This window comes from Solibacillus sp. FSL W7-1464 (assembly GCF_038004425.1).
GTDB lineage: Bacteria > Bacillota > Bacilli > Bacillales_A > Planococcaceae > Solibacillus.
The window spans coordinates 3,831,897-3,844,674 of the sequence record NZ_JBBORC010000001.1; the positions used below are offsets into that span (position 1 = coordinate 3,831,897).

Genomic DNA, 12,778 nt, shown 5'->3' on the forward strand with positions numbered 1-12,778 from the left:
TTAAACTACAATTTTCTGATTATTTTATTATTCTCCACTCTGTTATACTGAAAATAGAGAGAATACTATAATAAAAATGTATAAAACGGGTAAATTCCAGTAAAGATAGGTTTATTCATTCTATATTTAAGTGTCATTTCGAATGAAGTATTACAAAAGTACAGATAAACTCTGTATACTGAGGATATTCTATTAGTAGGTGAAAAATTATGAGAATCAATAAATTTTTAGCAGAAACAGGCATCGTGTCACGTCGCGGTGCAGATAAATGGGTAGAAGACGGCCGTGTAAAAATCAATGGGATTGTAGCGACAAACGGCAGCCAAGTTGAAACAGGTGATGAAGTATTAGTTGATGGTAAGCCTGTAAAACGACAGGAAGAACTAGTATATATCGTATTGAACAAACCTGTAGGGATTACAAGTACAACGGAAAAGCATATCGAAGGAAATGTGGTGGATTTTATAAACCATCCGCTGCGTATTTTCCATATCGGACGTCTCGATAAAGATTCAGAGGGATTACTGCTTCTTACAAATGACGGAGATATCGTCAACGAAATTTTACGGGCAGAAAACCACCATGAAAAGGAATATGTAGTACAGGTGGACAAGCCGATTACTGATCAATTCATCCATGATATGGGCTCGGGTGTGGAAATTTTAGATACAACGACATTACCTTGCCGCGTAGAAAAAGTTTCCTCAAAAGTGTTTAAAATTATTTTAGAGCAAGGGTTAAATCGCCAAATTCGCCGTATGTGTTCTGCACTTGGCTATTCGGTACAGCGATTACAACGCATTCGTATTATGAATATTCATATCGGCAATTTAAAAGTCGGACAGTGGCGTGACCTTACAGATAAAGAAAAAAATGAACTGTTCCAATTACTGAACTACACACCAAAACAGTAAGTACTGTTCCCATGTTTTGAACGTTCCTTTATATGCAAAGGGGGCATCATCATGCTGACAATTAAACCAACTGAAAACTTAACAGGATTAACAGTAAGTGGGGATTATTGGGATTTAGATGATGTGATTCATGCAATTTATGAAGTGATCGGGGAAGAAAAGCGATACTTTCATTACGAGGGAGTAAGGCAGCGCTTATTATCATTTTGTTTAAAAATGCGCCAGGCTTCCAAAGGCGAACACCATATTGATTTTGTGCCAAATGGGATGAATAAAGAGACAAGAAAGAAAATGAATGCGATTATTCCGGAGCGAAATATTTATTACCGGGTCAATTTTTTATTACCTGAACTTATTTTTGCAGCATTGGCATTAAATGACTTCATTTCTCTTTATAAACAGACTATAAATAATTCGGAATGGAGCATCGCTGTTACATCGGTTCGTAAATTTCAGGCACTTGTTGCTGATGCGATCGCCTCTTTCATGACAAAGGAGCATTACGTGGCGTTTTTAACGAGGCTTCATACAAAATCTCCATTGTTCCATCATTATGCACCGCAGTATGTTGATATTTTAAATTTGGAGTATTTATCATTAACTAAAGAGGAACGTGCAGCACATATTACCTCGTTCGCTCTGCGCTTTCTGACAGAGGATGAGACATATAAAGTACTCATTCAACAGCTTTCAGGAGTAACAAGCATTTCAAAGCAGTCATTCCATGAAGTGGAGCTTACATTCAAATATCCGGAAGAGGATAAGATCGTTTGGTAACCTTTCTAGGAGTCCTAATAATAAAAGGTCCGCTATTTTCAATTTGAAAGTAGCGGACTTTTATCATTTTATAATCCGCCCAAATAAGCGGCTCTTACTTCATCGCTTTCCTGCAGTTCTTTTGCTGAACCTGTCAGGACGATTTTGCCTGTTTCCAAAACATAGGCTCGGTGGGCGACGGATAATGCCATATGGGCGTTTTGCTCTACAAGAAGTACCGTCACGCCTTCTTTGTTGACCATTTCAATAATGTTGAAGATATTTTTTACCATAAGCGGGGCTAGACCCATTGATGGCTCATCCATAATGATCAGCTTCGGCTTAGCCATTAAAGCGCGGCCCATTGCAAGCATTTGCTGTTCACCGCCAGATAAAGTCCCAGAAAGCTGCTTGCGTCGCTCTAACAGGCGTGGAAATAATTCAAATACATGATTTAAATCCTTTTTTATAGCTTCACGGTCAGACCGTAAATAAGCACCAAGTTCCAAATTTTCCTCTACCGTCATATTTGAGAAAACGCGACGTCCTTCAGGTACATGGGAAAGCCCTGCCTTTACAATCGATTGTGCCGGCTTTCCGCTAATAGCCGTACCTAAATATTCAATTGAACCTCGCTTTGGCTTCAGTAAACCTGAGATGGTTTTCAGTAATGTACTTTTCCCTGCTCCATTGGCACCGATCAGTGTTACTATTTCACCTTCCTTTACTTCGAGGGAGATTCCTTTCAATGCTTGGATATTGCCATAAAATACATCGATATCATTAATTATTAGCATATTATTCTGTAACCTCCTCGCCTAAGTACGCTTCAATTACTTTCGGGTTTGAACGTATCTCTTCAGGTGTCCCATCGGCAATCAACTGTCCGTGGTCAAGCACGTAAATTCGCTCACAAATCCCCATAACTAAGTTCATATCATGTTCGATCAATAAAATCGTTAAATCAAATTCTTTACGAATAAAAGCAATAAGCTCCATTAAATCATGCGTTTCCTTTGCATTCATCCCAGCTGCCGGTTCATCCAGTAAAAGTAGCTTTGGTGCAGCAGCCAAGGCCCGGGCAATTTCCAGACGACGCTGCATTCCATACGGCAAGTTTTTTGCAAGCTCATCACGGTATACATCAAGCCCGAAAATTTTCAAAAATGCCAATGACTCCTGTTCCATTTTCTCTTCACCTTTAAAGTGACTTGGTAAACGGAAAATGCTTGAAACTAAATTATGTTTTGCCAAACCATGGTTGGCAACCTTTACATTATCCAGTACAGATAACTCTTTAAAGAGGCGGATATTTTGGAATGTCCGGCTAATTCCTTGGCGTGTCACCTTGTATGGGTCCAAGCCGCTAATTGATTTTCCATTGAATTGAATTGTGCCTTCAGTCGGTGCATATACACCTGTCAGCATATTAAATGTTGTTGTTTTCCCTGCACCATTCGGGCCGATTAAACCTATCAACTCTCCTTGATTCATATGCATTTCTACATTTTGAACGGCTTTTAAGCCACCAAACTGAATACCAAGATTCTCTACTTTTAGAAGTGTACCGCTCATACACGTGTACCTCCTTTTTTACCAAACTTGAAGTATGCTGTAATCTCTTTTGAACCTAATAAACCTGTAGGGCGGTAAAGCATAACTAATATTAAAATCAGTGAGTAAATAATCATTCGCGTCTCCGGGAAGTCCTGCAAATACGTAGATACGAATGTCAGTAATACTGCGGCGATAACAGAACCAGATAAACTGCCTAGTCCGCCCAATACAACGAATATCAAAATATCAAATGATTTTAAAAATCCGAATGCAGTCGGCTGGATAATATAATAGTTATGGGCATAGATGGCACCTGCTACTCCGGCGAAGAACGAACCGATGGCAAATGCGACAACTTTATAATACGTGGTGTTAATACCCATTGCATCAGCTGCAATTTCATCTTCCCGTATTGAAATACATGCACGGCCATGACGCGAATTCGTAAAGTTGGAGATAACGAGAATCGTAATGAATGTCGCAAAAAAAGCATATGTCCATGTAGACTGATGGGCAACTTGCAGGCCTGCTGCACCACCTACATAGTCGGTATTCACGAATACAATACGAATGATTTCAGCAAACCCGAGCGTTGCAATCGCAAGGTAGTCACCTTTTAAACGAAGTGATGGAATTCCGACAAGTAATCCGGCAAGTGCTGCAACAAGGGCCCCGATTAAAATGGCTGTAATAAATGGCATGCCAAGTTTCATTGTACAAATTGCCGATATGTAAGCTCCGACAGCCAGGAAACCTGCGTGCCCTATTGAGAACTGACCTGTAACCCCGATAATGACGTGTAAACTTACCGCCAAAATAACATTGATACACATTGCGATGAACATATTCTGATAGTAGAACTGGATAACACCGTTTGAAATCAATAATTGAACAACTGCATAAATCACAAGTGCTAGGACGGCATAACCCCAAAAGATTTTCGATTTTTTCATGCTGTTCACCTACACTTTCTCGCGCGTATTTTTACCGAAAATACCCGCTGGACGTAATATTAGAATTAAAATCAGGATGACAAATGCGGCTGCATCTCGCCATAACGAATATCCGAGCGCCGAAACCACTGTTTCAACAACCCCTAGTACAAGACCGCCTACCATTGCTCCCGGAATAATACCAATACCACCTAGAACAGCGGCAATGAAAGCTTTAATACCAGGCATAATTCCCATTAGCGGATCGATACGTGTATAGTAAATACCAAATATTACGCCCGCAGCTCCTGCCAGTGCAGAGCCAATTGCGAATGTGGCTGAAATTGTATTATCTACGTTAATGCCCATTAAGCGAGCTGCATCTGCATCATGGGATACGGCGCGCATTGCTTTACCAATTTTTGTTTTATGAACAATGAATTGTAATAAGATCATTAAGAAAATTGATACAGATAAAATAAATATCGCCAGCGTACTGATCTGTGCACCGAAAATTTCAATATTCTTCGTTGCAAATACTGTCGGATACGCCTCTGGAGAAGGACCCCTAAAGAAAATTACCGTATATTCGATTAACAGTGAGACACCGATTGCCGTAATAAGGGCTGCGATACGGGTTGCATTCCGCAGTCGTTTATAAGCGACACGCTCTATAATTACACCGATGACAGCACATAGTATCATCGCGATAATAAGGGCTAAAAAGACATTCATTTCCCAGCGTGCAATGGCATAAAAGCCGATAAAAGCACCAAGCATGAAAACGTCACCGTGGGCAAAATTGATGAGCTTAATAATTCCGTATACCATTGTATAGCCTAGTGCAATCAGAGCATAAATACTACCTAGCGAAATACCATTCACTAATTGTTGGATCCATTCCATACAGTTCACTCCTTTTTTCTCTATTAATGTATGAAAAAAAAAGGGAGGCTAGTTCCGCCCCCCTTACTCGTAAAAAATTAAGGATTAACTTTAGAGTTGAACTGTTGTTTGCCGTCTACGAATTCTAGAACTGTTGCTGATTTTACTGGGTTGTGGTTTTCGTCAACTGTGAAAGTACCTGTTACTAAGCTTAAATCTTTCGTTGCTGCAAGCTGCTTCTGAATTGCTTCACCTGTAATGTCTCCATCTACACGCTTAATTGCATCCACGATAAAGTAAATAGAATCATAACCTAGTGCATGGAAAGCGTTTGGTGATTGGCTGTACTCATCATTAAATGCTTTGACGAAATCCTGAATTTTTGAATCCGGATCTTCAGACGAGTAGTGGTTCGTAATAAACGTATTATTTAGCGCATCAGCACCTGCTAATTCAATTAATGTTGGCGAGTCCCAACCATCAGCACCCATTAACGGAACGGTAATACCTAATTCACGGGCTTGTTTTACGATAATCCCTACTTCTTCATAGTAGCCAGGAATGAAAATGAAATCAGGATTTTTCCCTTTAATGTTTGTTAATTGAGATTTAAAGTCTACGTCCTTTGCAACATATGCCTCTTCAGCAACTACTGTGCCGCCGTTAGAGGAAATTGTTTCTTTGAATGATGCCGCTAAACCTTTTGCATAATCTGAAGCATTATCCGCAAAAATGGCCACATTTTTAGCTTGTAGTTCATTTGTCGCGAAGTTTGCTGCCACCGTCCCCTGGAATGGATCGATGAAACATGTACGGAATGCATATTCATTTATTGAGCCATCATCGTTTACCGTTACATTTGGCGCAGTACCTGAACCTGTAACCATTGGAACTTTATGCTGAGCTGCAATTTGTACTGTTGCGACCGAGTTACCTGAAGTAGCCGGCGCCAACATTGCCACTACCTTTTCCTGTTCTGCCAATTTCATCGCAGCAGAAGTTGCTTCAGCAGTTTCTGATTTATTGTCGACTGGGATATACTCCAGCTGTTTGCCATCTATACCGCCTGCTGCATTAATTTCTTCAATCGCCAATTTCGCACCATCATTAATCGATGATCCGTAAGAAGCTACAGCACCGGATAATTCTAAGTTTGCGCCGATTTTAATTGTGTCGCCAGCTGCATTGCTGCTGCCGCCTGATTCAGAAGAACTAGAGGTATCATCACCGCATCCAGCCAACACCCCTGTTAATAATGCTGTTGCCATGAATAATGAACCATACTTTTTTGTCTTTTTGTGATTTGTCATCATTATTTCCCCCTTAGTCATACTACAAATGTTAGATATTTCTGATAATTATAACCAATACCCTACATTCGCACAATCTAAATTTTTAATATTCAGAATAAAGTTTGCGAGAATAATATAAACAGTTATTCCAACTTCTGTATTGTAAACGAATACCAATTATTCGTCTAGTATGATTATTCTGTAAATTTAATGTATTCAAAATTTACAGTCAAATAGTTTCAATTAACAAAAAAATCGCCGTTTATTTTTCCGGAATCCGAAAAACGACGATACGTTCATTTTCATTCTTTTCATGGCGTAATTTTATATCCAGATAACAATGAAGTGACTGCTCTTGTTGTAAAAAATCCATATATTCAGGGGATGGATAATATAAGATAATATCAACCATTCTCGGAAATAACGTGATGGAATCCATAACATGCTTCATAAACTCACGAAATACGTGGATTGAAAAGGGGTTGAAGAAGAAAAAGACATTATCATGCTTTTTAATTTCGTATGTTTCGGCAATGAGATTCAAAAATTGAATCGGTGCTTGTTTCTTCTTTGCTTTTTTTAAATATTGTTCTGCATTATGCTCCGCTTCCGCAAAAAACTTCTGATCCATTTCAATCCCTGTAACAGGAATATGGAAGCGATGATATATATAGATAGGTACTCGTCCTTTCCCGCAGCCGATATCCAGAAAGCGTGCATTGGCCGGCAGTTCATAGCATTCAAATAATTGTTCCAGCCCGCTGTAAGGTGTTGGTTCGTAGCGATGGTACTGAGCTAACTTTGGAAAACCGTATTGATAACCGGTTGTTTGGATGTTTAGCATATGATCATATTGCTGTTCGTTCATTCGTTCACCTCAAAATTCGTTAAAAATTTTTATGTCACGATAATATTAATCTAAGTCGAAGCTATATTTAAGCTCGTGTTCAAGCAGCCACTGTTTTCTCCACAAACCACCTGCATACCCTGTAAGTTTTCCGTTTTGACCAATAACCCGGTGGCATGGAACGATAATACTTATCACATTTTTGCTATTTGTCATTCCAACTGCGCGGACCGCTTTTTCATTTGCTATTTGTTGTGCAATCTCCTTATAGGAGGCCGTTTTCCCGTAAGGAACAGTTGTTAATGCTTGCCATACTGATGTTTGAAACATTGTCCCCTCTAATTTATAGAGTACCGAAAAATCTTTCCGTTGGCCTTTGAAATATTCATCCAGCTCTTTCCTGCAGTTCAACAAAAGCTGGGGAGTATCATAAGTGGGAAAGTTTAAAATTTCTTCTCGCTCTGCAAATATTACGGATGCAATAAAATGTTCACTTCCTTCAATCTCAATAATGCCTATTGGTGAAGCATAATCTAATTTATACATCGTATTTCTCCTTCCCTTCTCCAAATTTACTATAGCGTAATTTCTAAACTAAAAAAAGAACCTTTAATCCGACAATGATTAAAGGTTCTTCCTATTAACTATTATGCTTTGTTTAAGCCTAAAGCTTTTGTTGTTGTTTCATGTACTTCTTTAAGAAGTTCTGTATTTTCAACTAAGTTTTCACCGTAAGATGGAATCATTTCCTTAATCTTAGGCTCCCATGCTTTCATTTCTTGTGGGAAGCATTGGTTGATTACTTTTAACATAACAGATACAGCTGTAGAAGCACCTGGAGATGCACCTAGTAATGCTGCGATAGATCCGTCATGTGCAGTTACAACTTCAGTACCGAATTGTAATGTACCTTTACCCGCATTCGTGTCTTTAATTACTTGAACACGTTGACCTGCAACACTGATTTCCCAGTCATCTGATTTAGCAGTTGGAATGAATTGACGCAATTCTTCCATACGTGCCTCTTTTGAAAGAACTAATTGAGAAACTAAATATTTGCTCAACGACATTTCTTTCACACCACAAGCTAGTAAAGTTAATAAGTTATGTGGTTTGATTGATGCAAATAGGTCCATATTTGAACCTGTTTTTAAGAACTTCGGAGAGAAGCCTGCAAACGGTCCGAATAATAATGATTTTTTACCATCGATATAACGAGTATCTAAGTGTGGCACTGACATCGGTGGCGCACCAACCGCTGCTTTACCGTATACTTTCGCATGGTGTTGGTTAACAACTTCTTCATTGTTACAAACTAGGAATAAACCAGAAATCGGGAATCCACCGATATGTTTTGATTCAGGAATACCTGATTTTTGTAGTAACTCAAGGCTACCACCACCAGCTCCTAGGAAGACAAACTTCGCAGTGTGATATTCAACTTTATTGTTTTCTTTATTATGAACTTTTACTTCCCAAGAACCATCTTTTAAACGTTTTACATCTAAAACATTGTGGTTGTAGTTTACGTCTACATCTTGTTTTTGTAAGTTCGAGATTAGTGTACGAGTTAACGCCCCAAAGTTAACATCCGTACCAGAATCGATTTTTGTTGCAGCAATTGGTTCACTTGATTTACGTTCATTCATAATTAAAGGAATCCATTGTTTTAGTGTTTCAGGATCATCTGAGAATTCCATACCTTCAAATAATGGGTTCGCTGTCATTGCTGCATGACGCTTTTTAAGGTACTCGACATTGCCCGCACCTTGTACCATACTCATATGTGGCAGTGGCATAATGAATTCTTCCGGTTTCTCGATTTGCTTTGTGTTAACTAAATGTGTCCAAAATTGTAGTGAATCCTGGAATTGTGTGTTAACGTTAATCGCTTTAGTAATATCGATAGTTCCGTCTTTTTTCTCGCTTGTGTAGTTAAGCTCACATAAAGCAGCATGCCCAGTTCCGGCATTGTTTAATTCGTGAGAGCTTTCTTCACCAGCTTTAGCTAAGTTCTCGAATACTTTGATTTTCCAATCCGGTGCTAATTCTTTAAGCATTGTACCTAAAGTAGCACTCATAATTCCGGCACCAATTAAGATAACGTCTGATTTGATATGCTTGTTACTCATTTTTACCTTCCCTTACATATATATTAAGATTTTTAGAATAATGTAAGCGCTCTATTCTATTATCGACAACCCTATATAGGAGACGATTCCATTGATTCTATATCATTTATTACCTTATTGTAGTGTAACACACTTGTGAAAAGATTAAAATATATACAAACTGCGACTTCGCCAGCAAGTGAAAAGGTTGTCTTTTGCGAGAAAAGGCGAAACATTTGTGAGCATATTTTGTAGAAGCTTAATATCATTTATTTATGTTTTCTTTATTTTCTAACAACTTTTTTCTAACTATTTTGTCTATTTTACGTTATGCTACAATGAGAAGCCTATACTTCTCATTATATGGAATTCCTTTAAATATCAACTTGAAATATCGGTAATATTTTGTAAGAATAGTAGGCATCGCTCTTTGCATAAACTATATCATAAGTACAATTATCATAGGAAATACATGACAAATGTAAATAGTTCATCATTAAAATTAAAACTAAAATCAATCTGAGTGAGATAAGGGGGATGTTTATGAAGATTTATACGGATAGTGGTTCCGACTTACCGAAATCATTTTTTGATAACGAAGAAGTACATCTTTTTCCGTTACGCGTATTAGTGAAAGGTGTTGAGTATGATGACATTATCGGCATCACAACAGACCAGGTATATGCGGCAATTGCTGAAGGTGAGCAACTAAAAACATCACAAGTTTCTTTAGAAGTATTTATTAACGCTTTTGAAAAGTTAGCAAAATCCGGGGAAGAAGGAGTTTATATTGCCTTTTCATCTGAACTGTCCGGTACATGCCAAACAGCAATTTTGGCAAAAAATCAAGTATTGGAAAGTTATCCGGACTTGAAGTTAGAGATTATAGATACGAAATGTGCTTCTTACGGTCAAGGCTTAGTAGTAAAAGAAGCGGTACGTTTAAATAAATTTGGTATAGCGTTTAATGAAGCCGTTGAAAAATTGACAGCAATGGCCAATTCAATGGAACATCTATTTACAGTTGGCGATTTAAACCACTTGGCAAAAGGCGGCCGTGTATCAAAAGCGAGTGCATTTATGGGTGGGTTACTTAATATTAAGCCTATTTTAAATATGGATGATGGCAAACTTGTACCAATAGAAAAAACACGCGGATTCAAAAAAGCAATTAATCGTATGACTGAACTTATGAAAGAGCGTGGCGGTGACTTCACGAATAAGATTGTTGGTATTTCTCATAGTAACGATGAAGAACTAATGCATGAAGTGAAAGTGGCAATTGAAGAAAAAATTCAGCCAAAAGCAATTGAAACGACAACAATCGGCTCTGTGATCGGTGCACATGTTGGGCGCGGCACAGTTGGAATTTACTTTACAAATGATAAATAAAAAGCTGGGACATAACCTCAAAATGCTATTTTTCTCCGAGAGAAAAATAGCATTTTTTTGCTGAGCTTTAAAATTGATTTCCATTCCGGGACGCTTTCCGCGGGCGTGGCGTGGGGCCAACACGAAGTTGGTTACAAAAGCGTTGCCACAGGACGTGGCGTTCTTAGCTTTTGTTCCTCGTACCAGGCGTCAGTGCTCCTGACGCTTCGCTTTCGTCGCAAAATAAATTTCGCTATTCCCGCAGGAAGCTTTGCTTGTGACTGTCGTTTACCAGAAAAAAATCGATGCTAGTGCAATGCCTGTAATCGCGCCTAATGCAATACCATAGCCAAAACCTGGTGCCCCGTATCCTCCACCAAATCCCCAGAATCCAATTCCATATCCCGCTTTATCAGGCATAATCCATACCATACGATTGTCTACTTTCGTAATTCTCCCAACATGGACATTTCCTTTGTTATCATTTATTCTTACACGTTTACCGTGATGTTTGCAGCACAAATCATACGCCTCTTGGTGATTCATAAGTTCTCCTCCTTTCGTAAGTTTTTCTACTATATGTTCAAGCTTTTTGCACATACGAGCGCATCGTCTAGTTCATATACTGAGAAAAAGGAGAAAGTCATGCCCATTCTTGATACAAAAAGATTATTTGAAAAAACAGAGCATCGTGAACTGGCAGCCTATTCAATCATCCAATCCATTTTTCCCCGATTTCCACCTGAGGCCGTTCAATTTGAACTTTTGCAACAAGGGTTGCTTCAACATGAGGAACTTCGCTTAACATTGGATGTTTGGCAAATAACGAAAAGACTATTAGAGGAATTGATGGGTTTATGGGACGGACCTGATATACCTGTTGCCATTTTGCCGATAAAAAATGGGTTTGTGAAAAATGGTGTTGCCTATCCCTATGGCATTTGTTTGTATGTATCGCCCCGCGTTACGATAAAAGAACTTCACGCGCTGTTTACCCATGAATATCATCATATTTGCAGACGCAGATTTTTAGTAGAACCTCCTACATTACTTGATTCACTGCTTATGGAAGGACTGGCCGAGCATGCGGTGGAAAGCTTGTATGGAGCGTATGCATTAAGTTCTTGGACGAAACGCTATTCTTTGGAGGAAGTATTAAGTTATTGGGATACGCATTTCACACAAGCATTGCATGTACCGGGTTTACATGAACATCAGTCTTTTTTATTCGGGGATTCGGCATTAAATTTACCTCCTTGGATCGGATATTGTACCGGATATCGATTGGTGGAAGCCTTTTTACAAAAGAAAGGACCTTATAATGTAAAACAGCTGCTGTCCATGCCATCTCATTATTTGCTGGAAGGGGCAGGATGGAAAAAGGGAGTAACCGAATAACTAGTTCCGGTTACTCCCTTTCATATTATTTTTGAACGACTGGCTCCGGGTAATCAAAGCCTTTCGTATCCACTTCAACTGTTTTCATCTTTTGATCTTCCAACGGTCTATCATTAGCCTCGCGTTCAGCTGCAACAATCTCATCGACAGCCTCCATTCCTTCAATTACTTTGCCGAATGCTGCATAGTCACCATCCAAATGCGCTGCTTGCTCGGTCATTATAAAGAATTGAGATCCTGCCGAATCCGGATCTTGGGAACGAGCCATCGAAATTACGCCGCGCTCATGCGTTAACGCATTTTCGAATCCGTTTGAAGTAAATTCGCCTTTAATTGCATAATCAGGGCCACCCATGCCTGTACCATCCGGGTCACCACCTTGTATCATGAAACCGGGAATAACACGATGGAAAATCAGTCCATCATAAAATCCTTCTTCTACAAGGGAGATAAAATTGGCCACTGTATTAGGAGCTGTTTTTGGCTCTAGCTCCAAAACGATTTTTTTATCATTTTCCATTGTAATCGTAACAATTGGATTTTCTGCGACTTCTTCAGCATAATTTACAGTACTCCCCTGCTCTTCATTATCTGCTGATTCCTTACCGCATGCAGCTAAAATGACGATCAGCACTGTAAATAAAACAATCTGATAAAACTTCTTCACTCAAATTCATCTCCTTTTCCAACATACTTCCATCATACTACGGAAGTA

14 protein-coding genes are annotated in these 12,778 nt (G+C 39.0%); 4 read left to right on the forward strand and 10 right to left on the reverse strand.

The genetic code is table 11. From position 1 onward, the window contains the following. Nucleotides 1-209: 209 nt before the first annotated feature. Nucleotides 210-914: a 23S rRNA pseudouridine(2604) synthase RluF gene (gene rluF, locus MKZ25_RS19175; protein WP_340802862.1), complete on the forward strand. Its 705-nt coding sequence runs from the start codon at nucleotides 210-212 to the stop codon at nucleotides 912-914. 51 nt (nucleotides 915-965) lie between these two features. Next, nucleotides 966-1,691, forward strand: a complete 726-nt coding sequence (locus MKZ25_RS19180) for a DUF6904 family protein (protein WP_340802863.1) — start codon at nucleotides 966-968, stop codon at nucleotides 1,689-1,691. A 68-nt stretch (nucleotides 1,692-1,759) separates the two neighbouring features. Here the strand turns inward: MKZ25_RS19180 and MKZ25_RS19185 are convergent, their stop codons facing one another. The 8 genes from MKZ25_RS19185 to MKZ25_RS19220 form a co-directional block, all read right to left on the reverse strand. After that, the gene (locus MKZ25_RS19185; protein WP_340802864.1) at nucleotides 1,760-2,467 is read right to left on the reverse strand and encodes an ABC transporter ATP-binding protein; all 708 of its coding nucleotides are present in this window, start codon (nucleotides 2,465-2,467) and stop codon (nucleotides 1,760-1,762) included. Nucleotide 2,468: 1 nt separating this feature from the next. Then, on the reverse strand, nucleotides 2,469-3,245 hold the full coding sequence (locus MKZ25_RS19190; protein ID WP_340802865.1) for an ABC transporter ATP-binding protein: 777 nt from the start codon (nucleotides 3,243-3,245) through the stop codon (nucleotides 2,469-2,471). Next, nucleotides 3,242-4,180 (reverse strand): branched-chain amino acid ABC transporter permease, encoded by a 939-nt coding sequence (locus MKZ25_RS19195; protein WP_340802866.1) that lies wholly within the window; start codon nucleotides 4,178-4,180, stop codon nucleotides 3,242-3,244. Before MKZ25_RS19195 ends, MKZ25_RS19190 begins: the two co-directional genes overlap by 4 nt. 9 nt (nucleotides 4,181-4,189) lie before the next feature. Beyond that, the gene (locus MKZ25_RS19200; RefSeq protein ID WP_340802867.1) at nucleotides 4,190-5,065 is read right to left on the reverse strand and encodes a branched-chain amino acid ABC transporter permease; all 876 of its coding nucleotides are present in this window, start codon (nucleotides 5,063-5,065) and stop codon (nucleotides 4,190-4,192) included. A gap of 77 nt (nucleotides 5,066-5,142) precedes the next feature. Next, nucleotides 5,143-6,354, reverse strand: a complete 1,212-nt coding sequence (locus tag MKZ25_RS19205) for an ABC transporter substrate-binding protein (protein WP_340802868.1) — start codon at nucleotides 6,352-6,354, stop codon at nucleotides 5,143-5,145. Between the two features lie 244 nt (nucleotides 6,355-6,598). Next, the gene (locus tag MKZ25_RS19210) at nucleotides 6,599-7,204 is read right to left on the reverse strand and encodes a class I SAM-dependent methyltransferase (RefSeq protein WP_340802869.1); all 606 of its coding nucleotides are present in this window, start codon (nucleotides 7,202-7,204) and stop codon (nucleotides 6,599-6,601) included. Nucleotides 7,205-7,249: 45 nt separating this feature from the next. After that, nucleotides 7,250-7,729 (reverse strand): methylated-DNA--[protein]-cysteine S-methyltransferase, encoded by a 480-nt coding sequence (locus MKZ25_RS19215; RefSeq protein ID WP_340802870.1) that lies wholly within the window; start codon nucleotides 7,727-7,729, stop codon nucleotides 7,250-7,252. A gap of 101 nt (nucleotides 7,730-7,830) precedes the next feature. Then, a complete protein-coding gene (locus MKZ25_RS19220) occupies nucleotides 7,831-9,315 on the reverse strand; it encodes a malate:quinone oxidoreductase (RefSeq protein ID WP_340802871.1) in 1,485 nt (494 codons plus the stop codon). Between the two features lie 522 nt (nucleotides 9,316-9,837). Here MKZ25_RS19220 and MKZ25_RS19225 point away from each other — a divergent pair. Continuing rightward, nucleotides 9,838-10,686: a DegV family protein gene (locus tag MKZ25_RS19225; RefSeq protein ID WP_340802872.1), complete on the forward strand. Its 849-nt coding sequence runs from the start codon at nucleotides 9,838-9,840 to the stop codon at nucleotides 10,684-10,686. A gap of 267 nt (nucleotides 10,687-10,953) precedes the next feature. Here the strand turns inward: MKZ25_RS19225 and MKZ25_RS19230 are convergent, their stop codons facing one another. Then, entirely contained in the window at nucleotides 10,954-11,211 is a 258-nt protein-coding gene (locus tag MKZ25_RS19230; RefSeq protein WP_340802873.1) for a hypothetical protein, read from the reverse strand. A gap of 99 nt (nucleotides 11,212-11,310) precedes the next feature. On the opposite strand from MKZ25_RS19230, the gene MKZ25_RS19235 reads away from it, so the two are divergent. After that, the gene (locus MKZ25_RS19235; protein WP_340802874.1) at nucleotides 11,311-12,063 is read left to right on the forward strand and encodes a DUF2268 domain-containing protein; all 753 of its coding nucleotides are present in this window, start codon (nucleotides 11,311-11,313) and stop codon (nucleotides 12,061-12,063) included. Nucleotides 12,064-12,088: 25 nt separating this feature from the next. On the opposite strand, the gene MKZ25_RS19240 is transcribed toward MKZ25_RS19235, so the two are convergent. After that, complete coding sequence (locus tag MKZ25_RS19240) at nucleotides 12,089-12,730, reverse strand: peptidylprolyl isomerase (RefSeq protein ID WP_340802875.1); 642 nt, start codon at nucleotides 12,728-12,730, stop codon at nucleotides 12,089-12,091. Between the last annotated feature and the right edge of the window lie 48 nt (nucleotides 12,731-12,778).